The 23,727-nt window shown below is 47.8% G+C and carries 27 protein-coding genes; 16 read left to right on the plus strand and 11 right to left on the minus strand.

Going from position 1 to position 23,727, the window contains the following annotated elements:
• Positions 1-3: 3 nt before the first annotated feature.
• The 3 genes from ACOZIO_RS23780 to ACOZIO_RS23790 all read left to right on the plus strand — a co-directional run bounded on the left by ACOZIO_RS23780 (position 4) and on the right by ACOZIO_RS23790 (position 2,149).
• Positions 4-954 carry a cytochrome d ubiquinol oxidase subunit II gene (locus ACOZIO_RS23780; protein WP_129992234.1) on the plus strand — a complete coding sequence of 317 codons (951 nt, stop codon included), beginning with the start codon at positions 4-6 and terminating at the stop codon, positions 952-954.
• Positions 955-1,205: 251 nt separating this feature from the next.
• Positions 1,206-1,331, plus strand: a complete 126-nt coding sequence (locus ACOZIO_RS23785; RefSeq protein WP_255466777.1) for a hypothetical protein — start codon at positions 1,206-1,208, stop codon at positions 1,329-1,331.
• A 650-nt stretch (positions 1,332-1,981) separates the two neighbouring features.
• The gene (locus tag ACOZIO_RS23790; RefSeq protein WP_129955354.1) at positions 1,982-2,149 is read left to right on the plus strand and encodes a general stress protein; all 168 of its coding nucleotides are present in this window, start codon (positions 1,982-1,984) and stop codon (positions 2,147-2,149) included.
• Positions 2,150-2,255: 106 nt separating this feature from the next.
• On the opposite strand, the gene ACOZIO_RS23795 is transcribed toward ACOZIO_RS23790, so the two are convergent.
• A complete protein-coding gene (locus ACOZIO_RS23795; protein ID WP_421595792.1) occupies positions 2,256-3,278 on the minus strand; it encodes a zinc-binding alcohol dehydrogenase family protein in 1,023 nt (340 codons plus the stop codon).
• Positions 3,279-3,417: 139 nt separating this feature from the next.
• On the opposite strand from ACOZIO_RS23795, the gene ACOZIO_RS23800 reads away from it, so the two are divergent.
• Both ACOZIO_RS23800 and ACOZIO_RS23805 read left to right on the plus strand, forming a co-directional pair.
• Positions 3,418-4,332 (plus strand): GntR family transcriptional regulator, encoded by a 915-nt coding sequence (locus tag ACOZIO_RS23800; protein WP_129955472.1) that lies wholly within the window; start codon positions 3,418-3,420, stop codon positions 4,330-4,332.
• A 210-nt stretch (positions 4,333-4,542) separates the two neighbouring features.
• Positions 4,543-5,904 carry an MFS transporter gene (locus tag ACOZIO_RS23805; RefSeq protein ID WP_129955471.1) on the plus strand — a complete coding sequence of 454 codons (1,362 nt, stop codon included), beginning with the start codon at positions 4,543-4,545 and terminating at the stop codon, positions 5,902-5,904.
• Between the two features lie 104 nt (positions 5,905-6,008).
• Here ACOZIO_RS23805 and ACOZIO_RS23810 read toward each other — a convergent pair whose 3' ends face one another.
• The 4 genes from ACOZIO_RS23810 to ACOZIO_RS23825 form a co-directional block, all read right to left on the minus strand.
• Entirely contained in the window at positions 6,009-7,367 is a 1,359-nt protein-coding gene (locus tag ACOZIO_RS23810) for a right-handed parallel beta-helix repeat-containing protein (RefSeq protein WP_421595793.1), read from the minus strand.
• 83 nt (positions 7,368-7,450) lie between these two features.
• Positions 7,451-8,872, minus strand: coding sequence for a glycoside-pentoside-hexuronide (GPH):cation symporter (locus ACOZIO_RS23815; RefSeq protein ID WP_421595794.1), 1,422 nt, complete (start codon positions 8,870-8,872; stop codon positions 7,451-7,453).
• A gap of 126 nt (positions 8,873-8,998) precedes the next feature.
• On the minus strand, positions 8,999-10,009 hold the full coding sequence (locus tag ACOZIO_RS23820; protein WP_421595796.1) for a LacI family DNA-binding transcriptional regulator: 1,011 nt from the start codon (positions 10,007-10,009) through the stop codon (positions 8,999-9,001).
• 247 nt (positions 10,010-10,256) lie between these two features.
• Positions 10,257-10,598 carry a winged helix-turn-helix transcriptional regulator gene (locus tag ACOZIO_RS23825; protein ID WP_129955467.1) on the minus strand — a complete coding sequence of 114 codons (342 nt, stop codon included), beginning with the start codon at positions 10,596-10,598 and terminating at the stop codon, positions 10,257-10,259.
• Positions 10,599-10,747: 149 nt separating this feature from the next.
• Here ACOZIO_RS23825 and ACOZIO_RS23830 point away from each other — a divergent pair, with 149 nt between their 5' ends.
• Positions 10,748-11,731 carry an NADPH:quinone reductase gene (locus ACOZIO_RS23830; protein WP_421595798.1) on the plus strand — a complete coding sequence of 328 codons (984 nt, stop codon included), beginning with the start codon at positions 10,748-10,750 and terminating at the stop codon, positions 11,729-11,731.
• 211 nt (positions 11,732-11,942) lie between these two features.
• On the opposite strand, the gene ACOZIO_RS23835 is transcribed toward ACOZIO_RS23830, so the two are convergent.
• Positions 11,943-12,389, minus strand: a complete 447-nt coding sequence (locus ACOZIO_RS23835; protein ID WP_238485895.1) for a hypothetical protein — start codon at positions 12,387-12,389, stop codon at positions 11,943-11,945.
• Between the two features lie 350 nt (positions 12,390-12,739).
• Between ACOZIO_RS23835 and ACOZIO_RS23840 the strand changes: the two genes are divergently transcribed.
• The 4 genes from ACOZIO_RS23840 (at position 12,740) to ACOZIO_RS23855 (ending at position 15,776) form a co-directional block, all read left to right on the plus strand.
• Positions 12,740-13,171 carry a MarR family winged helix-turn-helix transcriptional regulator gene (locus ACOZIO_RS23840; RefSeq protein WP_238483234.1) on the plus strand — a complete coding sequence of 144 codons (432 nt, stop codon included), beginning with the start codon at positions 12,740-12,742 and terminating at the stop codon, positions 13,169-13,171.
• 12 nt (positions 13,172-13,183) lie between these two features.
• Complete coding sequence (locus ACOZIO_RS23845; protein ID WP_408004159.1) at positions 13,184-13,933, plus strand: NADPH-dependent F420 reductase; 750 nt, start codon at positions 13,184-13,186, stop codon at positions 13,931-13,933.
• A 16-nt stretch (positions 13,934-13,949) separates the two neighbouring features.
• Positions 13,950-14,714 carry an NADPH-dependent F420 reductase gene (locus ACOZIO_RS23850; RefSeq protein WP_421595800.1) on the plus strand — a complete coding sequence of 255 codons (765 nt, stop codon included), beginning with the start codon at positions 13,950-13,952 and terminating at the stop codon, positions 14,712-14,714.
• A gap of 321 nt (positions 14,715-15,035) precedes the next feature.
• A complete protein-coding gene (locus ACOZIO_RS23855; protein ID WP_421595802.1) occupies positions 15,036-15,776 on the plus strand; it encodes an SDR family oxidoreductase in 741 nt (246 codons plus the stop codon).
• 167 nt (positions 15,777-15,943) lie between these two features.
• Here the strand turns inward: ACOZIO_RS23855 and ACOZIO_RS23860 are convergent, their stop codons facing one another.
• On the minus strand, positions 15,944-16,567 hold the full coding sequence (locus tag ACOZIO_RS23860; RefSeq protein WP_421595803.1) for a pyridoxamine 5'-phosphate oxidase family protein: 624 nt from the start codon (positions 16,565-16,567) through the stop codon (positions 15,944-15,946).
• A gap of 77 nt (positions 16,568-16,644) precedes the next feature.
• On the opposite strand from ACOZIO_RS23860, the gene ACOZIO_RS23865 reads away from it, so the two are divergent.
• The 5 genes from ACOZIO_RS23865 to ACOZIO_RS23885 all read left to right on the plus strand — a co-directional run bounded on the left by ACOZIO_RS23865 (position 16,645) and on the right by ACOZIO_RS23885 (position 19,145).
• Positions 16,645-16,716, plus strand: a complete 72-nt coding sequence (locus ACOZIO_RS23865) for a DUF6434 domain-containing protein (RefSeq protein WP_420878459.1) — start codon at positions 16,645-16,647, stop codon at positions 16,714-16,716.
• 121 nt (positions 16,717-16,837) lie between these two features.
• Positions 16,838-17,626: an alpha/beta fold hydrolase gene (locus tag ACOZIO_RS23870; protein WP_421595805.1), complete on the plus strand. Its 789-nt coding sequence runs from the start codon at positions 16,838-16,840 to the stop codon at positions 17,624-17,626.
• 103 nt (positions 17,627-17,729) lie between these two features.
• Complete coding sequence (locus ACOZIO_RS23875) at positions 17,730-18,053, plus strand: antibiotic biosynthesis monooxygenase family protein (protein WP_421595806.1); 324 nt, start codon at positions 17,730-17,732, stop codon at positions 18,051-18,053.
• Positions 18,046-18,438: an amino acid-binding protein gene (locus ACOZIO_RS23880; protein ID WP_217137998.1), complete on the plus strand. Its 393-nt coding sequence runs from the start codon at positions 18,046-18,048 to the stop codon at positions 18,436-18,438. The genes ACOZIO_RS23875 and ACOZIO_RS23880 overlap by 8 nt, the downstream gene beginning before the upstream one ends.
• Positions 18,435-19,145, plus strand: a complete 711-nt coding sequence (locus ACOZIO_RS23885; RefSeq protein WP_129955458.1) for an ArsR/SmtB family transcription factor — start codon at positions 18,435-18,437, stop codon at positions 19,143-19,145. Before ACOZIO_RS23880 ends, ACOZIO_RS23885 begins: the two co-directional genes overlap by 4 nt.
• 2 nt (positions 19,146-19,147) lie before the next feature.
• On the opposite strand, the gene ACOZIO_RS23890 is transcribed toward ACOZIO_RS23885, so the two are convergent.
• On the minus strand, positions 19,148-19,843 hold the full coding sequence (locus ACOZIO_RS23890) for a glutathione S-transferase N-terminal domain-containing protein (RefSeq protein WP_421595809.1): 696 nt from the start codon (positions 19,841-19,843) through the stop codon (positions 19,148-19,150).
• Positions 19,844-19,932: 89 nt separating this feature from the next.
• Between ACOZIO_RS23890 and ACOZIO_RS23895 the strand changes: the two genes are divergently transcribed.
• A complete protein-coding gene (locus tag ACOZIO_RS23895; protein WP_421595811.1) occupies positions 19,933-20,190 on the plus strand; it encodes a hypothetical protein in 258 nt (85 codons plus the stop codon).
• Positions 20,191-20,291: 101 nt separating this feature from the next.
• Here ACOZIO_RS23895 and ACOZIO_RS23900 read toward each other — a convergent pair whose 3' ends face one another.
• The 3 genes from ACOZIO_RS23900 to ACOZIO_RS23910 form a co-directional block, all read right to left on the minus strand.
• Positions 20,292-20,855, minus strand: a complete 564-nt coding sequence (locus ACOZIO_RS23900; protein ID WP_421595812.1) for a hypothetical protein — start codon at positions 20,853-20,855, stop codon at positions 20,292-20,294.
• A gap of 1,630 nt (positions 20,856-22,485) precedes the next feature.
• Positions 22,486-22,761 carry a ribbon-helix-helix protein, CopG family gene (locus ACOZIO_RS23905; protein WP_421595814.1) on the minus strand — a complete coding sequence of 92 codons (276 nt, stop codon included), beginning with the start codon at positions 22,759-22,761 and terminating at the stop codon, positions 22,486-22,488.
• Positions 22,761-23,396: an AAA family ATPase gene (locus ACOZIO_RS23910; protein WP_129955455.1), complete on the minus strand. Its 636-nt coding sequence runs from the start codon at positions 23,394-23,396 to the stop codon at positions 22,761-22,763. The genes ACOZIO_RS23905 and ACOZIO_RS23910 overlap by 1 nt, the downstream gene beginning before the upstream one ends.
• Positions 23,397-23,727: the final 331 nt, after the last annotated feature.

Consider the following 23,727-nt stretch of genomic DNA (forward strand, 5'->3'; position numbering starts at 1 on the left):
GTGATGGAATGGTTAGCCGATCTCTCTGCGGCGATGCTGTTATTTTCATTGCTGATGTATCTGATGCTCGACGGTACGGATTTAGGTGCCGGGATGCTGCTGATTTTCTTTAACGACGAGAAACAAAAGCGGTCCATCGTAAAGTCAATGCTACCCATCTGGGATGCTAATGAGACATGGCTGGTGTTGCTGGCCGGCGGATTGTTCGCACTTTTTCCTGCCGCTTACGCCCGCCTTTTCAGTGCCCTGTATATCCCAGTATTTGTAATGTTGCTCAGTCTGATTTTACGCGCATTAGCGCTGGAATACCGGGATACGGTCTCAGGGAGGATTCGTCCCTGGCTTGATAAACTTCTGCCAGCGTCTTCTGCTCTTGCCGCATATTGTCAGGGGATCTGCGCAGGTTTAGTCGTCAGCGGTAATATTGCCGCTGGCGCGTATTCCTGGCTGGGCTTATATCCGATGCTCAGTGGTATAGGGTTGATCTGTGCGTATATGTTGCTGGGCTGCGGCTGGATACGCTGGCGCGTCGCTGAAAAGAAGGAAAAACGCACCCTCAGACTTACCCGTTATTTTTTACTGCTGAGTCTGGGTTTGTTTTTAATTATACAATGTATGAATCCTGCACCGTGGCAGCAGGTATGGCAACTGGCCTGGGGTAAGGGGTTGATCCTATTAATTGTCCTGTTATGGCTTTTTTCGCTTTTGGTATTACAGAAGCTTAGCCCGTTCAGACAACTGGCCGTTACTCTTATTTTACTGGCTGCCATCGTTATACAGACCGGGATAGGCATTTACCCTGAGCTTATTCCGGGGGAAATGAACTTACACAGGGTGGCGTCCGGCGGTATAACACAAGTGTTCCTTCTGACCGGTATTGCCTTTATTATTCCGATCACGCTTCTTTACCATAGCTGGGCCTTTTGGGTATTTCGCGGAAAAATAGAAAAGTAATAAAACAATAAGCTATCACCGTGCAGGCATGCTGCTTCAACTGCGTATGTGGTAATAATGCGCAGGTTTATAAAAAGGAGTGGTAATAACTTCTTTAGGTTAACCGGGCCTTTATAAATCAGTAAATTTTATATCACAGCATACGTAAAACTCACCGATCGGAAAAATCCTATAAATACTTATCCCGACGCGAAGTATTTATTCCCTCTGACTATACTTATAACTTATTCATAGAACCCATTGGAGGCCATATGCTTAAGAATAGCGATCCTGATAATAGCCAGTGTGATCATAAAAGAGATAAAGACAATCCGCAGCCAGACTACAAAAAAGACGATCCTCATAATGCACCGGAATCAGGTGATAAAAATATCTGACCCGGCCCCTGAAATGAGCCCCCTCCTGAGGGGGCTCATTTCACTCCTGTGCTTAAATATTTATTATTAATCAGTTATTTTTCATGATCACAGCACAGCCTGAGCATCTGCCAGTCGTTTTCCTCGTTGAATGTAAACTCTCCAGACTATGTATGATTCTCTCACAGCACCTGTATACGGCATGCAGCGAAAGGCGATCTTCGTATATTCAAATAAATCATTAATTATGTTTCATTGAGTAAAATAATCGCTTACCCACCTGCGAAAAATACCCATTTTTCAGAGAAAGCAAACCCCGTTATAACTCCCACTAATATCATGGAATTACCGGGTTACTCATATCAATATCTTATTCAGTCAACCTCCCGATTGGGACTTTTCTTAATAAAATCCAGCATTTCACCACGCAGTATCTGTTATATTTTACAAAACAACGAATTATGTCTGATATTAAAAGTAAAGATATTACTCTTGCTGTTTCACGCGGAGATGATTATTTAATTTTTAGCGACACCCGGCTTGACGCATTATTAATACACGCTATTATTAGAAGTGAGCACATGCTCTTCAGGAAATATCATCTTTATAAGAAATCCCATTAAGGATGATGTTACAAGTAAATAACTTTTAAAATCCGATAGGAGGACATTATGGCCGAACATCGTGGTGGTTCAGGTAATTTTGCAGAAGATCCAGAAAGAGCATCTGAAGCCGGTAAAAAAGGCGGACAAAAAAGCGGGGGTAACTTCGCGAATGACCGTGAACGCGCAAGCGAAGCCGGTAAAAAAGGTGGACAGCATAGCCATGACAATGATTAGTTAGCTTAATCGTATGAATGTTATGTAGTTATGTATTAGCATTAAAGGCCCGTGGATAATTCTGCGGGCCTTACCTTTGGCTTCCACGTTGGTTAAGCTAAAGATGTCAGAACTGAATAACGCCTTTGATGAGCTGGCGGTTATTGATGATTTTTTCTTCGTAGATTTCGGCCAGCCCGCTAAATGGATAACGGTGCGTCAGCATCATGTCCGCCGTTAACACTCTGTCAGCCATCAGCCTGCCCACTTTTTCAAAATCCTCCCGGGTTGCGTTACGGCTGCCCATCATGGTGGTTTCTTTTTTATGGAACTCAGGATCTGAAATAGTCAGATCCCCTTTAAATAACCCGACAAAAACGATGCTACCGCCATGACGGATCAGATTGACTGCATTGTTCATGGCCTGCTGGTTGCCGGTGGCATCAATAAGCTTCTGCGCCAGAGAACCGCCAAATGCTCCACACAACTGAACGTCAAAGTTCTCTTCTGAGGGATCGATACTCAGTAATCCCAATTTTTCTTTTACATGCTGACGACGTTCCGGACTGGTATCAGCCACCACAACCCGGGCCCCGTCCGCTTTGGCGATGGCCGCCACCCCCAGGCCAATCGGACCTGCGCCCACGACCAGCACCTGATCGCCGGGGCTGATGGCGGCGCGGCGAACGGCATGAGCACTGATAGCAAAAGGTTCGGTCAGCGCTGCGGCTTCGGGGTCTATACCCTCCGCATCAAGCAAATTGCTGGCAGGTATGCTCAGATATTCACAGAACCCGCCATCCTGATGAACGCCGATCACTGATATCTTTTCACAACAGTTGGTATTCCCCGTGAGGCAAGCCGGGCATTGATGACAGGCGACATAGGGAATAACGGAAACCTGTTGTCCGGTATTAAATTGGTGAATATTTTTGCCCAGCCTGACTATCTCCCCGCATATTTCATGACCCAGTACTCGCGGATAGCTGAAAAAAGGCTGTTTCCCGCGCCACGCATGTATATCCGTTCCGCAAATACCCACGGTTTTAATTTTTAGCAGCGCATCATTATCACCGGGAACCGGAATTGCGCGTTGTTTCCAGATAAGTGATGTAGGTTCCTGGCATATCAGGGCATTCATTGTCGTCATGATTCATTTCTCCTGTTTTGTTAACCCAGGTATCAATGAAAAAAACAAAAATCGTGAAATAAGAAAATTGATTTGTGAAACCCGACTCATAAAACGGTTTTAAAACCGTTTTTAATAGCAAGAAACATAAGGATCACCCATGAGCCGGTCACAAAAGTTACGTCATAACGTCGTCAACCAGGTTATCTATGATATGGATCGGGGGCATATCCCTTCACCGCTCCCATCCCAAAGTTCACTCGCGGAGATGTACAACGTTAGCCGCACCACAGTCCGTCATATTCTTGCTCATCTCTGCGAGTGTGGCGTATTGCAGGCTGCAGGAAGTGATTACCTGATCTTGCGTAAGCCAGAGAATAACGACGGTTTTGCCTGCTCCGGTGAACCGCTGGAGGCACAAACAAAAATCTTCGAACAGGCATTTTTCTCGATGATAAATCAGCGTCAGCTTCGCGCCGGAGAATCGTTCTCAGAACTTCAGCTCGCGCGTGCTGCGGGTGTCAGCCCGGTTGTAGTACGTGAATACCTCCTGAAATTTGGCCGCTACAACCTGATTGAAAGCGAGAAACGGGGTCACTGGAGCATGAAACGGTTTGATCAACGCTATGCGGAACAACTGTTTGAACTGAGGGAGATGCTGGAGACCCACGCCCTTCAGCGCTTTTTAAATCTGCCTGCTGATGACCCCCGCTGGTTTCAGGCAAAAGCGCTGCTTGAACGTCACCGGACCCTTCGTGACAGCATTGGCGACAGTTTTCGCAAGTTCTCTTCCCTGGACCGGGAGTTTCACGGGTTACTGCTTTCTGCAGCCGATAATATATTTTTCGATCAGTCACTTGAGATTATTTCTGTCATCTTTCATTTCCACTACCAGTGGGATGAAAGTGACCTGAAACAGCGCAATATTATTGCCATTGATGAGCATATGACCATTCTGAGTGCCCTGATTTGCCGCAGCGATATGGACGCCATGCTGGCGATGCGTAACCACCTCCAGACAGCCAAACAATCGATGGTCCGCTCCATCAATCAGACTGCGTCCGTTTTCCATTAAGTACCGATTAAAAGCAGCAAACTATTATCAGACGCACGCTTCAGTTAAAAGTTAAACGCAAAATAAAATGCCCCTCCTATTTTCAATAATACGTCGGTTATACGACGGAAGATTCGTCAGGAGATGATAACAATCCTCCCCTGACGAATTAATGAGACCTTTCCATTAATCCATTAATGAAAAGTAATAATCAAATCTCAGGAGTCTGGCGTGGAAAAAAATAATATTACCCTCGACCGGCAGACAACGTTTGATCAGACCACATTCGCGGACATCCCAGTTCCGCCAAACGGTTTATTAGAGCGCTCTGCACGTATTAAACGGATCCAGACAACGGCAATGATCTTGCTATTTTTTGCCGCAGTGATTAATTATCTTGACCGCAGTTCCCTGTCTGTCGCGAACCTGACTATCCGTCATGAGCTGGGACTGAGTGCCACTGAAATTGGTGCACTGTTATCCGTGTTCTCCCTGGCTTATGGTTTCGCACAACTGCCCTGCGGCCCCCTGCTTGACCGCAAAGGTCCGCGTATTATGCTTGGCCTGGGCATGTTTTTCTGGTCACTCTTCCAGGCAATGTCAGGCATGGTGCATACCTTCACACAGTTTATCCTGGTACGGATAGGCATGGGTATCGGCGAAGCGCCAATGAACCCCTGTGGCGTCAAGGTGATCAACGACTGGTTCAACATTAAAGCGCGCGGAAAGCCTATGGGGGTTTTCAACGCCGCATCCACCATTGGTGTAGCCATCAGCCCGCCGATTCTGGCAGCGATGATGCTCCTGATGGGCTGGCGCCTGATGTTTATTACTATCGGTATTTTGGGTGTGTTCCTGGCCATCGGCTGGTATATGCTTTACCGGAACCGCGAGAACGTGGAGCTGACCACCGTAGAGCAGGCCTATCTGAATGCCGGCAGTATTAACGCGCGTCGGGACCCGCTTAGCTTTGCAGAATGGCGCAGCCTGTTCCGTAACCGCACCATGTGGGGAATGATGCTGGGATTCAGTGGCATTAACTACACCGCGTGGCTGTATCTGGCCTGGCTCCCCGGCTACTTGCAAACTGCGTATAACCTTGACTTAAAAAGCACCGGGATGATGGCGGCTATCCCCTTCCTGTTTGGTGCGGCCGGTATGTTGATTAACGGTTTCGTCACAGACTGGCTGGTGAGACGGGGAATGGCCCCGATCAGGAGCCGCAAAATCTGCATCATTACGGGTATGCTCTGTTCAGCGGCCTTTACCTTTTTAGTGCCGCAGGCCACAACATCCATGAGCGCAGTGCTTCTCATCGGCATGGCCCTGTTCTGTATTCATTTTGCCGGTACCTCATGCTGGGGTTTGATTCACGTCGCAGTGGCATCACGCATGACGGCATCGGTAGGCAGCATTCAAAACTTTGCCAGCTTTCTCTGCGCGTCGTTTGCGCCGATTGTTACGGGTTTTATCGTGGATACCACCCACTCTTTCCGTCTGGCACTGATCATATGTGGTTGTGTTACGGCGCTGGGAGCGCTGGCTTATGTAATACTCGTACGGCAACCTATTAGCGACCCGCGAAAAGATTAAAAGCTGAAGGTTGATTTGTATTATAGAGACTCAGTTATGGTGCATCAGACGGGAGTGCCCGTCTGATGCAGGAATAGCGATAATGACGGGCGTTACTGCCGTTATTACACCGGCAGGCCCGGAACAGGAGTAGACCTGAAGGCGTTGACTGCCTTGTCCACTACAACCTGAGCATCACTACCGGAATCAAGAATGGTATTTTGAATGGACTCTTTTTCAATCTGTACCGTGGTCACGTCAAGCGCTTGCAACCCCTGAGTCGCCAGTAATGAGCTCACTTGTGTAGAGAAACATGAACCTGTAGCGTCCTGCACTTGCGATGCTTCGGTTGTAGCAACAACATGATTATCAGAAATATAATTCCCCTGACCTGCTACCACTCGGATGATCACCGGTGTCGCTCCTGGCGGTGTAATGTACTGAGCATCTATCGTTTCCGAAATATGATTAGCAATGATCGAATTATGATCGCCGCTGATATACAGCAGGCCATACAAATCATCTAAGCCATTGTTGTAAGGCTGCATCGGGCCCCAGGGTTCACGCTCACGGAAGAAATGATTTGCAGATACCAGGTTTTCTGAACAACTGCCCTCAAAGACCAGCATTCCCGGATAAAATGAATGGAACCGGTTACTGCTGACAGACGAGCGTACTACGCCCGAAAAATGAATACTGCTTTTGCCGCGCGGGAAAATGTTGTTTGCAGTGATCAGGAGGCCGCCGAAGTTCTGCGCATAAATTGAGTAACCTCGATAACCCGCGCCGATCAGATTATCGGTGACTTTTGAGGCCTGACCCGACCCGCGTAATTCTATACAGTTACCACACTCAGCAATGAAATTATTATGTATCGCCAGAGCATCGGCATTATAGACAGTCACGCCATGCTCTAAATACACCAGGCCCATGCCGCTGATGCGGAATGAATCCTGCGCGCTGGCAATATAAATGCCCGTTTTACCGTTGAGATAGGTGTTTTCAGGATCATTATTTCCTGAACCGTCATCAACAAAGTGCAAACCATCGATGCAAAAATCAGCGAACTCGACCGAACTTATCCGCGGATCCCCGCTGCGCGCGACGTAAAAAGCGGCGCCGTCGGATTCTTTCGTGCCAACACCTGCGGGCAGTTCAACGAGGATACGGCTTCCACCTGGCCACACTTCGTGCCAGTTAACCCATTCACTCTCAGGCGTATTAAACCGGATACTTGAAGAGGTGAATCCATGCCCGGAACCCATGATTTTCAGATAGCTGATATCTATAACAACTTGCGTGAGGAGAGGATAATCACCGGGTGGAATATAGATAACCGCCCCTGGCTTTCCGCCTTGATTAACATTCGTATCCGTTTGCCTGCTTTTAATATCCGCGATAATACTGTTAATGACCTCGCCAATATCTTCATACGGATTACCTTGATTCCAGTCAGTGACATCATAATAGTTTTGACTCGGCATGTGTAACATCCTTCTTTGACATTAATAAGTGATAAATTGGTAGCGCAACGTATCCGGCGCAGTCGTAAGGACGCTTACTGACATTAATGCACGGGGATATCCTTAAACTCCTGCGACTGATCTGAACCGTTTTCCAGTTCACGTTTTGCGAGATCAACTTTTATTTTTTCGACAAGGGTATTATTGAGTTTGAAGTAACGCACCATGAACGCGCTGATAAAATAACTTACCATCGGCAGCAACGAGAACATGATAACGATGCCCTGTATGGTTTGCGTATTTTGCTCAGGTTTATTGGCTACATAACCGGTGAATGACAATATCCAGGCGACGATGGCCCCGGCGACAGCCAGCCCCATTTTGAGCATAAAGAGATTACCGGCAAAGGATATACCGGTCAGGCGTTTACCGAATTTCCAGTCACCATAGTCATCAACATCGGACATCATGGCCCAGAGAATAGGACCGGACTGAATTAAATGCAGGATATTAATAATGATAAATAAGCTTAACAGCGGTGTCAGTGACTTCGGGTCGACGAACCACAATGCGAAGGATAGGACACCCAGGATGATATTAATAATCCGGAATAGCTTTATTTTATCAAATCGATCAGTGAGTGGCTTCGCTATCACACTGCCCAACATATTGCAGGCAACGCCGAGCGCCATAAATAAAGTAATAAATCCTACTGAGGCCTGCATGACATAGGTAGCATAATAGATAGTCACCGCACCACGAATAAATGCAGGAAAAACGTTCAGAAACGTAATCGAAATCATCAATAACCATTGATCATTCCTGGCGATATCTTTTAAATCCTTCATCAGGGAATCGTTGGGCTTAATAGAAACCACACGCTCTTTAATACTGGAAAAACAGAACAGAAACATCAAGGTCGCGGCTCCGCCCATGATCATCATCGTCAACTGAAAACCCGATGCACGGTTGCCGTTACCCAGCCAGTCAGTTAACGGTAAAATGGAAGAGGAGACAATAAGTGTCGCCAGACCATTGAGAAAGAAACGCCATGACAGACAACCCAGTCGTTCCTTTTGGTTCAGCGTAATCACGCCTGCGACCGAGCAATAGGGGATATTAATGGCGGTATAAATCAACGACATGATCAGATAAGTCACCCATGCATAAATGATTTTTCCGTTCATGCTTAAATCAGGCGTGGTGAACATCAATATGGCACCCAGACCAAAGGGCACAGCCATCCACAATAACCAGGGGCGGAATTTACCCCATTTGCTGTGTGTCCGGTCGCAAATTGCCCCCATGATGGGATCGCTGAAGGCATCGAAAATACGTATTACCAGGAATAATGTCCCTACGATGCCTGGAGATAAACCATATACATCGGTATAAAACCATGTCAGATAAAGTGCCAGCACGCTCCAGATCATACAGGAACCTGCATCACCCATTCCGTAGCCAATCTTTTCTTTTAGACTCAACTTTGTGTAAGCACTTTGTTTTTCCATTACAGTGGCAGACATAATATTACCTCGATAATGCGCAGTCATAAATTTGAAGCACGGGTTTTTATGACCCATACCCGTACTGATAACATAAAGGGAATAGGTTTTATCCTACCGGCAACGTTAAATAATGGAATATAGAAATTAAAAGGTCGTGATATCCATATTGACGCTACTCTCACGTATAATTAACCGGGAGACAATTTCATACATTTCGATCCCTTCTTGTTTGCTTTGGTTTTTAACCATCTGGAATGCCAGATGTGCAATTTCATGTATCGGCTGTGCAACGCTGGTAATACCCTTTGTTTGCGCCAGTAAGGTGTTATCGAAACTGGCGATCGCAATATCCTGAGGAACAGAAATCCCTTGCTTCTTTAATCCATCGATAATATAGCTGGCAGCGACATCGTTATATACCCAAAGGCATGAACATTCGTTTCGCCAGAGTGTTAATTTCTCGATAATCTTGTCAAGGATACTGATATGTCCCGACGTTCTCTCCCCTTCCCCTTTCGCTATCCAGAATTGGTTCTCTTTATTGAAAGTCAGCCCCTGACCGGTAATTTTTTTACTCCAGGCGGAGACTTTACGATTATCAACGCCCTCCTGGGCAACAAACCCAAAGGTGGTATGCCCGGTTTGTATAAAATGTTCCGCGATACTTTCCGCACCTTTACTCTGGTTGATAGAGACGGAATTAAAAAAACGTGAAACCTGCGTGACTACCGCGACCGGAATATGGGTAGCGGTTAACCATTCAGAAAGTTCGGCCTCTGCTTCTGTTGGCACCCAGAGCAGACTGTCAATTCCCATACCAATTAAGGTGTGGATAATCTGCTTATCCTGTTGCGGTTGATTCTGGTGTGTCTTAACAATCACCGATTTTCCAATGTACCTTGCCTCTTCTTCAAATGTCGCCAGCAACTCGCAAAAGTGAGGATTGACGAGATTTGGCACGACGACGGCAATCAGCCCGGAACATTTACCACTCAGCTGGAACGCGCTCTTACTGGGCACATAACACAGGTAATCCATGGCATCACGCACCGCTTTGCGTGTTTCAGGTATCACGCTGGGGTGATTATTCAGCACTCGCGATACGGTAGCCGTTGATACTCCCGCTTTTTTCGCTACGTCTTTAATGGATGCCATGATAATGAGATGCGTCGTTTAACAATTCTGTCACTATAAATTGTGATGCAGGTCAAAAATGTAAGCCAGTTCACATGTTGTTGCGTTACATGAAACCTTGTCTGCCCGCTCAGTTCGGCCTGAGTCGCTAAACGCATCCCGGATTGCTGCTACATCATTCGCAACTAATCCAATCTGTGGATGCCCGCCGCCAGCATTACAACGGCCGCAATAAAAGCAAAGGCAACGCCCAAAGTTAGAATCTTGATTATTTATCATCTCTTTGTTGCCAGGATATATAGGTGTCTCCCCAGCGCTTCATCGTGTCGAGTACCGGCTCAAGCGTAAAACCCAACTCAGTCAGTGAATATTCGACGCGTGGAGGAACTTCAGCAAATATTTCCCGGGAAATAATGCCATGAGCTTCAAGTTCCCTGAGTTGTAACGTCAATGAACGCTGTGTGACCCCGCCGATAAGCTTACGGAGCTCGCCAAACCGCTTGGTTCCCGTGAGCAGATAGTAAATGATCAGCGGTTTCCACTTGCCACCCGCTACTGCAATTGTTGCTTCGACGGTACACCGGTAATTCCGTTCTTGCTGAGTCGTCATTCTCAAACACTCCATTAGTATACTTTTTATCTCTATATATCAAAAGTGTGCCTACTTTCCAACAGAGCTTATAACTACTAGAGTATCTCCGCAGAGGTGGCTGATATGGCCATGAATTTTTTACTCGTATAATGAATGGGTTATAAATTATGAAAGCTGCGTTTTATGAAACCCAGGGCCATGCTCATGATGTGCTGAAAATTGGCGAAGTATCCAAACCGGCACCAGGTCCTGATGAAGTGCTCGTGCGTATTTCTGTCTCCGGAATCAATCCGACGGACATTAAGGCCAGAACAGGTTTCTCTGCGAAAATGCCGTATCCACGTATCATTCCCCATCAGGATGGTGCAGGTGTGATTGAGGCAGTGGGCGGGAACGTATCATCTGAACGACTCGGTGAACGTGTCTGGCTTTATGAGGCGCAATATGGCCGGGCGACAGGCACTGCGGCTGAGTTTGTTGCTGTTCCGGCACATCAGGCCGTCAGGCTCCCTGACAACGTTTCATTTGAAACAGGTGCGTCACTCGGCATCCCCGCACTCACAGCCCACCGTTGTCTGTTTTCCGATGGTGATCTGAAAGGCTGTCGGGTCCTTATTCATGGCGGGGCCGGCGCAGTAGGAACAGCAGCAATATCATTAGCAAAATGGGCTGGGGCATGGGTCGCTACCACGGTGAGCAATGCAAAACAGGCAGAAATAGCGAGAACTCGTGGTGCAGATTTGGTGCTCAACCGTTCAACTGACGATGTGCCACGTACTATTTTGGCAAATACTGAGAATCTCGGTGTTGATCATATTGTCGATGTGGCTTTGAAAGAGAATTTTGATACCAATCTGGCTTGTTTGTCTCAGGGAGGTGTCATCAGCGCTTATGCAACAAGTCGCGCAACAGAAGAAATTTCCGTCCCACTTCTTAAGGCCATGACGCACGGTTGTGTACTCCGCTTTGTGTATATATACAACGTGCCTCGTGAACTGAAACAAGCCAGTGCAGCAGATATTAATGCCTGCCTTGAAACGGGGAACTATTCACCCGTAATAGGCTTAAATCTGCCTCTTGAGCAAATAGCGGATGCTCACTACGCTGTAGAATCTTCTGAAGTCATCGGCAAGGTCCTCGTACACCTCTGACCGGCTCAATAATTAGTGCAACGCGAGGTTATTCAGTAACAGGTAAGCCTGAAGGATTACGGTGAGCGAAATCGCCCTGAAATCCCTCAATTAACTGCCGCAGTAAAGTTTTCTATGGCTGCTTTTTCCGAAAAAGGAAATCGTATCCGTCTGCACAGGACACCCACGCGACTGGTGGCGCATCGCATACCACATCTGTAAAAGAGTACCGTTACGACTGCATCAACGCACGGGTCTCGTCTGCCACACGCTGTAAGATTTGCTGCGCCTGTTCAAACGATCGGATATCGGTATAGCCAATCACCAGCCCGTAACGCTTCTGAGTCTGCGCATACCCGCTGGAGAGAGGCCGCACGTAGAGCTCGTGCTGCCTCCATAGCACGGCCAGCGCATTGTCCTGAATGCCACGCTGCAGAAAAGTAACAATGTGCATGCCGCCATCGGTCAGCTCAAATCCAGACAGCCCCGGAAAGCTCGTCTCAATAGACTCAAGCATTATGCGACGACGCTGCTGATAGAGAATGCGCATTTTTTTAAGATGGCGGTAGAAGTGCCCTTCGCTGAGAAACTGCGCAAGGATCTTTTGCGGCAACAGCGGCAGGCCAGTTTCAAGAATTTCCCCCAGCTCGCTGAAGCGCGTCACTGCCTCCTGCGGCATGACCAGATATTCGGATCAATTTTCCCTCTTTGATCTGCTCCCCCGTTGATTAACACACGGGATGTTTTGAAATACGTCCCCGGTAGTCAGAACGATTTCGTACTTCCGTTTCTCGTTCTTAGCAGACGACATGTCCCTCGGACCAAGCCGCTCCGTACCAAAGGCGGGCCTGTTCGAATCACGCAGATCAATAGCACCCCGTCAGCCTTGAGCCTTCTTCCCTGATTTATGGTCATTGTAATAGCGCACGAATTACTCATTCATCACTCTTTAACTGACGAAAGGGTTACTATATGCTTTATCTTGTGCGCAAGATAATCAACAACAAGATAAGAGACTGGAGTATGAATATGCAGTCGCGACAGGAAACAGGAACACAACTTTCTTTTGCGCTCTACGGTGCGGCGAACCGCATGAACCGGTTACATAAGCCATTCCTGGACCCGCTGGGGCTTACCTTTCCGCAGTATCTGGTCATGCTGGAGTTGTTTAACGGCACACCACGCACCGTGGGTGAGATCGGTAATAAGCTCGGCATGGATACCGGCACCATTACGCCCATTCTTAAACGGCTTGAATCCGCCGGTCGCATACTCCGCACGCGGGACCGCGCGGACGAAAGGCGGGTGCTCATTACCCTTACGGATAACGGACGCGCTTTGCAAAACGAGCTGTGGCGCGTGACCGAAAGAATCAAATCAGCCTGTCAGTTATCGGATGCAAAGCTCGAGGAGTTACGAGATACCCTGAATAATTTTGCCCATCCTGCTGATAACCGCTAACCCCCCACGCAGATAAAAGGTACTGGTATGAAAATAGGCATTATTGGCGCAGGAAATATTGGTGCGACGCTGGCACATAAGCTCTCTGAGCAAGGTCATACGGTCAAACTGGCGAATTCAAGAGGCCCGGAAACGATTTCAGAGCTGGCACGCAAGGCCGGCGCAGTGGCGGTTGAGCGCCAGGAGGCTGTACGCGATGTGGAGGTTATCATCCTCTCCATACCTTTTGACAAGCATGCTGAACTGGCTGAACTCCTGCACAACATCCCGGAAAGCGTAATTGTCATTGATACGTCTAATTACTACCCCTTCCGCGACGGAGACATTGAAAAAATCCGTGAAGGCAAACCTGAAAGCGTGTACGCCAGTGAAATAGTCAGGCGGCCTCTTGTCAAAGCCTGGAACGCTGTTCTGGCCGAGACGCTGAAAGATAAAGGGCTGGCGGCCGGTTCTCCGTCCCGTATCGCTATTCCGGTTGCCGGCGATAATCCGGCAGCAAAATCTGTTGCGCTGGAACTGGTGAGTCAGACCGGTTTCGATGCCGTTGACGCCGGTACGCTCAGCGAATCATGGCGGCAACAGCCCGGCACGCCAGCCTATTGCACTGAGCTGAAAGCAGGAGAGCTTGAAGCGGCCCTGCAGGCAGCGAATAAAACCCGCGCTCCATTGAACAGAGATGCGCTGATCGAGGAATTCACATCTGCAGGCGCTCAACTCACTCATGATGCTATCGTCAAACGTAACCGTGAAGTAACGGCCTGATTCAAAAGGTAAGTTTATGACTAATAATGAAAAGTACCGCATTGCTGTCCTGGGAACAGGCCATATCGGTAAAACGCTTGCGCGCAGTCTCGCATCTGCCGGTCACTTCGTTAAGGTTGCAAATTCACGCGGCCCTGAAACGATAGCCCCCGACGTGCTTGCAACGGGTGCTGAAGCGGCCGATGCTGCCAGCGCCATGCAAAATGCGCAGGTTGTTATTCTGTCCATACCTATGGCGAAGCTTGTGGATATCGCCCCTCTGATAAGAAAGTTACCCCAGCATGTTATCGTTGCTGATACGTCAAACTATTATCCCCATCGCGACGGCAACATTGATACGTTCTCAGATGGTCAGGTCGAAAGCCTGTGGGTGGCGCATCTCCTGAACCGCCCTCTGGTAAAGGTGTGGAATGCAATAGGGTCAGATTCTCTCGCGACAAAAGGTACAGCAGAAGCAACGGCAGTACGTATTTCAATTCCTGTGGCGGGGAATATCGAAGAGCACAAAAAAGTGGTTATGAGTCTTGTCAATGAAACAGGGTTCGACGCCTTCGATGCGGGCACGCTTGAGGAGTCATGGCGTCAACAGCCGGGCGCGCCCTGCTACTGTACGGATCTCACATACAATGAAATGAAGTTGGCGCTCGCCGCAACGGAAAAATCACGGCTGCCCGCGCGTCGGGATATTGCTGTGCAGGCAATTCAGGAACGAATGGGCGATAAACGATCCAATCCGAATGCAGATTATATTGTTCGCTTACACCGGGCTCTTTTTATGTAATCCGCAAGCCGTATTACTGACTGCACTAAAATCTGCTCTGGAATATCACCATTTCTCATTAAGCCCTGTTCCATTTATCGATATATGAGCGAGAAAGCATACGTCCTTTTTTCGCTCACAGCGGACGATTATATTGTCCGCTCCGTGCCAGAGGTGAACCTGTAAGCACACCCGTTTTAGTTCCCTGCACTTTTTAAGATCCCGGCAAGGTTGATCCTGGCAGGTCATCCATCACTTCAACACGGCATCGTTGAACAGAAGACGGATGTGTGTAACTTTCGTAAGGTAAGCGACGATTTTAAGAATAAAAAAGGAGTGGTTATGGGCAGATTTCACGGTAAACGTATTCTTATCACGGGGGGTACCAGTGGCATAGGGCTGGCGGGTGCGCTGCGCATTGTAAAAGAAGGTGGGCAAGTTGCCATCACGGGACTCAGTGAAGAACGTCTGGCACAAGCCCGCAAGTTATTACCGGACACTGCACTGATCCTGAAAAGTGATGCAGCCAGTGAGGCTGATATTAATGCGCTCGCAACGGCTGTCAGCAGTTGGGGACAACTTGACGGATTATGGCTGAATGCAGGTTACGCGGAAGTGGGTGCCCCTGAATCTGTGACAGCTGACGCCTTTAACCGCATGATGAATGCCAATGTTCGCGGGCCAATGCTCCAGCTTGCATCACTTTCCCAAAGGCTGAGTCCCGGCGCATCTGTGTTGGTCACCGCGTCGTCTTCGGTCTATGAAGGCGCGGCAATGACGAGCCTGTATGCGGCAACCAAAGGCGCCGTTGTCGCCATGGTAAAAAGCTGGGCCGCCTCGCTTGCTACGCGCAACATTCGCGCCAACACACTGGTACCGGGGCCCATCGAGACTAATTTCAGGCACTTCATGCCCGATGAATCGCGGCAACAGTTTGAGGAGTTTGTGGTAAACCAGGTGCCTCTCGGACGAGCCGGTACAGCTGATGAAGCTGCCGCTGTCGCGCTTTTCCTGCTCTCCGATGATGCGTCTTACGTAACCGGAAGCCAGTATGCGGTAGACGGCGGACTGGTTCACTATTGATACAAAATCTGCTTCCCGCTTACAGGCGCCAGAGTTTCTCCTTTCAGACGGCTTCGTGCCTGAAGCGGGCTTAACGAACAGAGCAGAGGATCCCCCGCGCATCGTGGCGTGACTTTCATCTGCCAGCAGCTACCCCTGACCTTTCCGGGACTCACTTTCCGCAAGCATCAGTAAAGTGTGGTTTTTAATCGTCCGGGCAAGGCCTCGTCGTAAGCCAAACCATCAATTTCTGACTGCGAAATCATACTCAGGATACTGCCTGTGCTGGGAAGAGTCTGGCGCTCAATTTGTGTGGCAGGATCCCAAAGTTTTGAACGAATAATTGCCCTGCTGCACTGAAAGAAAACGCTGTCTACTGAAATGCGCAACACCGTTTTAGGTGTTTGATTATTGATTGAGAATTTATCAAGCAGAGCCGGGTCTTTACGGATTTCAGCTGTCCCGGTTATACGCAATGTTTCGCCAATGCCGGGGATTAAAAAGAGAAGCGCAACCCGGTTGTCATTTAAAATATTGCGCAGACTATCGATACGGTTATTCCCCCGGCGATCGGGCAAAAGTATCGTTTTAGCGTCCTCGATGTGAATGAAGCCGGCTGGATCGCCTCGCGGTGATACGTCCAGACCCTCCGGTCCTGATGTCGCAAGCGCCACAAATGGCGAAGCCTCAATAAAAGGCCGGTAAGCAGGATGAATATGGTCAGTCACCTTTGTTAAAGAAGGTTTAGCTATCGCGCCGTAAAGTTGCTCAAGCTCATTACTGTCAGTAATCAGCATGTTTTCTTCAGCCATCTTATTCCCCTCCATTGATTTCAAAACAGTATGCACGCTGAGATGTTATCGCTGATGCTTTTTAGATGTCCATTTTTATGGCCTGGATACGTAGTGACGTTCCAAAAACCTTGGGAGATATTGCAGATGAATGGCAGCGTACGCATTAACCGGCGCAGGCAATTCCGGTCATTTATCGTTAAACACCCCAATTAAACAAGTAATATCTTGTTTAATTGATGAAGGATCGGATAGGTTAGTTATCCACTCACTTCACTACAGGGCGAAAACATGCCTATTTTGCATACAGAGCATGGCGATATCGATTATCAGGATATCGGTACGGGGGACACAACGCTGTTCCTGATGCCGGGCTGGTGCCAGCCAAAAACCGTCTTCAATGACTTCTCTGAGCTGGCCGCCGTTTTCTTCCGTGTTGTCATTATTGACTGGCGTGGTCATGGAAAATCATCGACCGATGGACAGGATTTTGACGGTGCGGCGTTATTAACAGACGCGTTGACCCTCATTGAACATCTCGGCCTGTCCCGCGTAGTACCGGTCTCCGTTGCCCATGCCAGTTGGATAGCTGTAGATTTGGTGGAAAGTTTAAAAGAACGTGTACCTGCAGTGATATTCCTTGATTGGATCATGAATCAGCCTGCGGCGGCGTTTTTCACTTCAATCAAAGAAATGCAGCATGAAGATCGCTGGCAATATGCGCGGGATCATCTTTACGAATTTTGGCTGGCAGGAAGCGACTCCCCCATCATGAACCACCATCTGAAAACCGAAATGGCTGGCTCCAGCTACCAGCTTTGGCGACTTGCAGGTCAGGTGATCGCCGATGCCTACCATAAATACGGTTCACCGCTGCAACGCCTCGAAAAACTCAAAAACCCACCGAAGGCTACCCATATCTATTCCCTCGACAGAAACGACGAATACCTTGCTTTACAGCAGCGTTTCGCTACAACGCATGATTTCTTTAAGGTGAAACGTTTGGAGAATGCCAGAACTCATCTGGCCGTGCTTGAAAGGCCGGGGGATGTATTGGCGGGAATTAAGGCATCGATATAAATCATTAATCGTTTTTCACAACACATTGATGCTTCGGCGACGACCGAAGCATCAGGCTTCTGTCGGCAATAAACTGACTGGAAATTAACGACGGAGCAGACTAATGATTGCAGTGCTTTTTGAGGCAGACGCCCTGCCAGAGGCTCAGGAAAGGTATCTTCAGCTTGCCTCTGAGCTGAAACCCTCATTATCAGACACGCCGGGATTTATCTCTATTGAGCGATTCCAGAGTCTGAGTACGCCCGGAAAAATCCTTTCTTTGTCATGGTGGGAAGATGAGGAGTCTGTGGCGGGCTGGAAACAAAATGTTATGCATCTGGCAGCGCAGAAAGAAGGTAAACAGTCAATTTTCTCATTCTACCGAATACGCGTTGCCCGTGTATTCCGTGATTACTCTTCTGATACGGGAGCACATCGGCATGTATGATATTCACGTCATTCTCAGTCATACTCCAGGTTCGCTTGGCTCACTTGGCCGCGTGCTGGGTACAAACGGTGTAGGACTTGAAGGAGGTGGTGTATTTTCGACGCCTGAAGCCGGACATGCACATTTCCTGGTTGAAGACGGTGAAAAAGCCCGCAAGGTTCTGACGGATGCCGGCTTTGATGTCATCCGCGTATGCCGCCCTCTGATAAGGAAATTATCTCAGGAACGGCCAGGAGAACTCGGAGAAATAGCTGACACAATGGCCCGAAATGGCATTAACATTCTGGTACAGTACAGCGATCACAGTAACCGGCTTATTCTGGTCACGGATGACGATATCCGGGCGGCTAAAGTCACTCAAAAATGGGCAATACACCCTGAATGACCCCTCTGAAAACCGTATATGACAGTGAGCCGGATAATTCGCTAGAGAAATCGATGTCACTGGTTGCGTCTGCCATCGCTGACACATCAAGGGTCAGCATTCTGTGTGCACTGATGGATGGCCGCGCGTGGACAGCAACGGAACTCAGCGTGGTAGCGGATATTGCTGCATCCACCACCAGCGGTCATCTTACCCGACTTCTCAGCAGCGGGCTGGTCATCTGTCTGACTCAGGGGCGCCACCGGTATTACAGCCTTGCGGGCCATCATATCGCCGGGTTACTGGAGAATCTCATGGGAGTGTCCATGCATCCCCTCATTTCCCCTCAATCCAGGACGCCGGTATCTCTGCGTTACGCACGAACCTGTTACGATCATCTGGCAGGAGAACTGGCTGTAAAAATTTACGATTTTATGCAGCAGGAAAAATGGATTGAGGCTGACGGCACTGCGCTGACGCCAGTCGGCAAAACACATTTTGAGAAACTTGGCGCGGTGCTTAATTCACGTCCGCGCCGTAAGTCTTGTTGTCCATGCCTCGACTGGAGCGAAAGACGCTTCCATTTAGGCGGTGATGCTGGCTCGGCACTCATGACACTTTTTCTGCAGAAAGGGTGGATAACCCGCACGCAGGGATATCGCGAGGTGCACCTGACCGGCAGTGGCAAGAGTGCAATGTATCGCCTGTTCGGTTTGAACTTAACCTGATCTCACATCCTTTCTCTGCAGGCGCGCTCTGCATCAACCATCGCTTTCCATTGCTGAACGGATGATCTGGCCTGCATTCTGGTATACCACTCACGCAATGCGTTGCACTCTGCCGGTACGGGAAGTTTCACTAATGCGGCAAAAATCATCCCTCCGATCACTGCCATATCCGCCATTGAGAAAGCGTCACCGGCGACATAAGGCTGCGTTTGTAGAACGCGATCATAATAATGCATCCCTCTGATTGCCTTATCGCACATCCGGTTGCCCCACTCCGGATTTTGATACAATTCAACCTCCGGCCCCAGCCCCGGCGTAGCGTGATGGAAATACACGCTTACTGCATCAAGGAATTCAATTTCAGCACGCTTCGTCATCATATGAATGATGCCCTTCTCTTCCGGCGTTGTTCCTGTCAGCGCGCATGACGGGTCCAGTGCATCCAGATACTGTGTGATGGCTGTACATTCGGCGATCAGCGTGCCGTCATCAAGCTCCAGAACAGGCAGCGTGCCCGAATAATTAATGGCGAGAAATTCGTTTTTTTTATGCTCACCCTTCCATAAATTGATCGGGACAAATTCTGTCTTTGACAGCCATCCTTTACCACTTTGACAGCAAGGCAAGCCTTGGCGCTGCGGTTGCCCACCGATACTGGCAGGATACCGCTCAGCACCTTGAGACCATACGCAGCACAAGTGCCAGTGCCGGCGAAGCCTTAAAGCGTTATCCTGCTATTTTCCGTCAATCCCTTGAAGATGATAACAGGCTGTGTTTATCCAGTTTCATGGCCGCTGAATATGAAGACCTGCCTCAGGACGTTAAGGTTGAAGTACAGGCTTTTGTTGATGCCAACGTCGCGTGGCTGAGCCAGGTGCTTAGTGAGAAAGGTACAGGTAGTTCCGAGGATTACAAAAAACAGGCCCTCGCTATTTATACAGCCGTCGCGGGCGCGCAACTGATTGCACGGATCCATAAGAACACTGAACTGTTTGATGAACTGATGGTGACTTATCAGCAGACAGGACTGATACCCATCATCTAGACGGGTCACAGCCACGCATCAGGAAATAGAACGCCCGCGTCTCTCCCGGTGTTTCAACCAGCAGTGAAAATAACATCGATCGCTGGCCATTCCGGTTAAGGCTAACGCAGCCTGGCGAACGTGGCGCGCACCTCGTCGACAAAGGCGAGTGGCTGCTCCAGCGCGAGACCAGGCACTGAGCAGAAAGGGATCTCTTCACCAGATTGCATTGTTATCAATACCGTATGCCTGAATGCTTCCTCAAAACCATCAACCGCCATTACAACTTCCCGGTCTGGTGGCCCGGCAATTTTATTTGCCTCAGCAACGCCGCCAAAAGGAATGATGTCGAGTTCAATATCCTCCAGTACTTGACGATGGGCATTCCCTTTTATCGTGTTTGCACCCGCTGCAGTTAATGCTTGCTTCAGGTCGTCAAACAGTTGCCACTCCTGAACAAAAACTGCGAAATCAATATCACGGGTACGGCGGCCGATGGCTCTCCCATACACATGGTGAAGCAGGATTTCGCGCGCCGTTGTACCCGCAATAAAGTAAGGAATACCCTGAGCGCCGCAGATAGTTCGGAAAGCACAACAAACAAAAATTTCATGACCCCAGCAGGGAATATCCCTCCTGCTGCAGTAACCTTTTTTTCTTCCTGCTTTCCCTGGATGATGATGCAAAGTCCCGGTACATCAATGCGCGCATTTCCGGCGCTGTCGATAAAGTTAATGCGGTTTTGCGAGCAGTAATCCACCCGCGCCGGGGAAAGCCGATTACAAATAAGCAACACCGGCAAACTATTGACTGGCGTGAGAGTCCGTCTTTCAACGCCAGAAAGGGTCTCCATTCGGTGGACCGTTTTTACTTCCAGAGTAAAATGTGTTTTCTGCCCATATGAGGTAGTCAGTGTGGCGCTTCCATCAGTACCGCCCTCCCCTTCAGTAAGTTCATAATCTAATCTGATGCCGTAGGGCATATTTTCGGCAGCTTTTGTGACAAGTCGTTAAGGCTTCATTTGTTCACGCCTGATGTTTGTTCACGAATCATGAACAAAAAAGTTTTTATGCAACTCTGTATTGGTGTGGTTCAGACATGATGAGGATATAAACCCTGAGGCTGAGGCGGTCACAGCTGTGCTGATTTGTTACGACGTAGACACTGGCGGCGCGGCGCCAGGCCCTGCTTACTGAAAAAATGGAGCAGGATTTCGGGATCGGGTTACCAGGTTAAACAAAAAATTATTACCCATTTTTGTTCCAAAGCCTTACCCGCTGTTTCTGTGAATAAATCTGGGCACAGGTCAACATTCATATTGGATGATTATGTGTTAAGTATGAATGATTAAACATGAAATATGAAACATTAAGTATGAAGTGTGAAATCACACCTGATATTGATTTATCGTTTCTTATAACTTATTAGATATGAACTCATATTTATTACGTTAGAGGTGGCAGGAATCGTCAAGAGTGAGTTGTGAGTTGTGAGTTGTGAGTTAATACTTAACACTTAAAAAGGAGTAAATATTACTTATTATTCTCACTCCCCTCTTTCTAAAGGGCCAGCAGTTCAGTCTGGAGCTGCCATATCAATGCACCTGAAATTTATGTTAATTCAACATTCATTAACAACGTCTAATAAGTAATAATTATGCATTCATAAGTATGAAATAATACCCTACACGGCCATTACATTGATCAGCTATCCTCTGTTCTTGAAAAGTGAACTCACCCCACGCAGTTCCTGAATTAAGTCATTTCACCGCGATGACTCCTAATCCGCCATGTCTCAACCTTGCGCCCAAAAAACTCATCATTTAAACTTTATGAGGTGTGAGGTGTGAGGTGTGAGGTGTGAGGCGTGAGGTATTATTTTCATACTTCATACATATTATTTAATAATCGGAATCATTTGAAGATTAAAGGGAGCCTGGCCTTTCAGAAATAGCATACTTAACATTTCATACTTATTATTTATTAGCGTAAAATCAGGTTACAACTTCAACAACAAACCGCAGTTTCGAGGGACCAAACTTCATAGGGTAATGAGCGATTAAAAACAGATTTTTGCATAGTTACTAAGTAATACTTATTACATCATAAGTAGGGTAGTGAATGGCAAACCTTATGAAACAAATTTCAGAATTTTAAAATAAAAACAGAGAGTTACCACAACGCTAAAGCTGTGTTAGTCGGTAACTTCAGGTGGGGGAGGGGAGTTGTAGAATGGTGGGAAATTTTAAAAGAGCTAATTTTACCTGCAAACCTGGCAGTGGCAGCATCATATATAACTGCCCATGCCATTAAAATATCAAACCTTTTTTAGGTAGGCTTCCAATGCGTCGCGAATGATTGCGCTGACGCTTTTTGGAGCTACACCGATACGCTTATTATGGAGAGCAAGATCTTCAAGCTCGCGCAACGTATTCTGAGGTATTGAGATGGTTGTCCTGGTCAGGATTTCCTGAGCCGGTTCCACAACTTTTTCGTCACCGTAGGGGCGGTCAGCCAGTCTGTTAGCCAGCGCGTCAGCCTCAGCTTCCGTAACAACACGACGATTTGAAAAAGGGGGTTTTTTTAGAGCCATTAAAATACCTCATTCATCAATGCCAGCACTTCTGCCTTGGCTTTTTCATTAGTTGTTTCCAGTACAGATTTACCTTCGGACATCACATCGCGGTAAACCTTTCGGTAACATGCGGTGGCAGTCAAAGGAATGAGCCCTTCAAATTCGCGAACATATTCAAGAAACTCATGTCGTTCATTGCCCTGCAACAGCGGGTTCGTGGTTGCCATACTTTGATAGCAGTACGCCTTAAGCTCGGGATTGAGATCTCGCATACTTTCCAACTGCTGCTGCAATTCAACCATAGTATCAAGATCTAACTGTGAGCATTGATGTGGGGCGATAATCTGATGTGCGACCGTGCCTCCGGTGATTAGCTCACGGCTATTGCGACCAGCAACATCAACGATGACATGAGCAAATTTTTCATCAAGGCTTCTTAGCGTTTGAGAAATGTTATCTCGTTTTTCAATCAGGGTAATGGATGGGCTAATTCCTGCAGCTTCACGTTCTGCATACCACCTTGAAGCTGAACGCTGAACGTCAGCATCGACGAGACATACATCTTCGCCACGAAGGGCCAGGCCTACAGCCAGATTAATAGCAGTAGTGGTTTTGGCTGCCCCACCTTTATTGCATCCAATAATCGTGATCATTTGTCACCTGTGATATCGAAAATAGCATTTCCTAAATAATAACGCATAAAAGCTAAATGTGAAGTAATATTAACTAATTAATATTTATGAAGTAATACTTTTTTTACTTTAACAAATCTAGCGCTCATTAAAAGTGACAACGTAACTCGAAATATCTCAGGTTAATTATTTAAAAACAATTACTTATAATATTTTCAATTATCAGTCATAACAAGCGGGATTAGAATTCATGAATAAAAGTCCGCCACTTATGATGACAGTGGCGCCTGCGCATCCGGTCAGTTTTGGGAAGCCTTCTTATTCTGGTTGAAACGGGGGTTCATCAGCTTCG

This window comes from Rahnella sp. PD4 (genome assembly GCF_049199325.1).
GTDB lineage: Bacteria > Pseudomonadota > Gammaproteobacteria > Enterobacterales > Enterobacteriaceae > Rahnella > Rahnella perminowiae.

Excerpts from the sequence above, each read along its gene's own strand:
- ACOZIO_RS23780 (WP_129992234.1), top strand. The coding sequence starts at position 4 with ATGGAATGGTTAGCCGATCTCTCTGCGGCGATGCTGTTATTTTCATTG.
- ACOZIO_RS23860 (WP_421595803.1), bottom strand. The coding sequence starts at position 16,567 with ATGGCTGAAGAAAACATGCTGATTACTGACAGTAATGAGCTTGAGCAA.
- ACOZIO_RS23815 (WP_421595794.1), bottom strand. The coding sequence starts at position 8,872 with ATGTCTGCCACTGTAATGGAAAAACAAAGTGCTTACACAAAGTTGAGT.
- ACOZIO_RS23795 (WP_421595792.1), bottom strand. The coding sequence starts at position 3,278 with ATGACGACAATGAATGCCCTGATATGCCAGGAACCTACATCACTTATC.
- ACOZIO_RS23850 (WP_421595800.1), top strand. The coding sequence starts at position 13,950 with ATGACTAATAATGAAAAGTACCGCATTGCTGTCCTGGGAACAGGCCAT.
- ACOZIO_RS23800 (WP_129955472.1), top strand. The coding sequence starts at position 3,418 with ATGAGCCGGTCACAAAAGTTACGTCATAACGTCGTCAACCAGGTTATC.
- ACOZIO_RS23880 (WP_217137998.1), top strand. The coding sequence starts at position 18,046 with ATGTATGATATTCACGTCATTCTCAGTCATACTCCAGGTTCGCTTGGC.
- ACOZIO_RS23785 (WP_255466777.1), top strand. The coding sequence starts at position 1,206 with ATGCTTAAGAATAGCGATCCTGATAATAGCCAGTGTGATCATAAAAGA.
- ACOZIO_RS23810 (WP_421595793.1), bottom strand. The coding sequence starts at position 7,367 with ATGCCGAGTCAAAACTATTATGATGTCACTGACTGGAATCAAGGTAAT.
- ACOZIO_RS23875 (WP_421595806.1), top strand. The coding sequence starts at position 17,730 with ATGATTGCAGTGCTTTTTGAGGCAGACGCCCTGCCAGAGGCTCAGGAA.
- ACOZIO_RS23835 (WP_238485895.1), bottom strand. The coding sequence starts at position 12,389 with ATGCCGCAGGAGGCAGTGACGCGCTTCAGCGAGCTGGGGGAAATTCTT.
- ACOZIO_RS23820 (WP_421595796.1), bottom strand. The coding sequence starts at position 10,009 with ATGGCATCCATTAAAGACGTAGCGAAAAAAGCGGGAGTATCAACGGCT.
- ACOZIO_RS23825 (WP_129955467.1), bottom strand. The coding sequence starts at position 10,598 with ATGACGACTCAGCAAGAACGGAATTACCGGTGTACCGTCGAAGCAACA.
- ACOZIO_RS23905 (WP_421595814.1), bottom strand. The coding sequence starts at position 22,761 with ATGGCTCTAAAAAAACCCCCTTTTTCAAATCGTCGTGTTGTTACGGAA.
- ACOZIO_RS23790 (WP_129955354.1), top strand. The coding sequence starts at position 1,982 with ATGGCCGAACATCGTGGTGGTTCAGGTAATTTTGCAGAAGATCCAGAA.
- ACOZIO_RS23870 (WP_421595805.1), top strand. The coding sequence starts at position 16,838 with ATGCCTATTTTGCATACAGAGCATGGCGATATCGATTATCAGGATATC.
- ACOZIO_RS23895 (WP_421595811.1), top strand. The coding sequence starts at position 19,933 with ATGGCCGCTGAATATGAAGACCTGCCTCAGGACGTTAAGGTTGAAGTA.
- ACOZIO_RS23840 (WP_238483234.1), top strand. The coding sequence starts at position 12,740 with ATGCAGTCGCGACAGGAAACAGGAACACAACTTTCTTTTGCGCTCTAC.
- ACOZIO_RS23885 (WP_129955458.1), top strand. The coding sequence starts at position 18,435 with ATGACCCCTCTGAAAACCGTATATGACAGTGAGCCGGATAATTCGCTA.
- ACOZIO_RS23855 (WP_421595802.1), top strand. The coding sequence starts at position 15,036 with ATGGGCAGATTTCACGGTAAACGTATTCTTATCACGGGGGGTACCAGT.
- ACOZIO_RS23830 (WP_421595798.1), top strand. The coding sequence starts at position 10,748 with ATGAAAGCTGCGTTTTATGAAACCCAGGGCCATGCTCATGATGTGCTG.
- ACOZIO_RS23910 (WP_129955455.1), bottom strand. The coding sequence starts at position 23,396 with ATGATCACGATTATTGGATGCAATAAAGGTGGGGCAGCCAAAACCACT.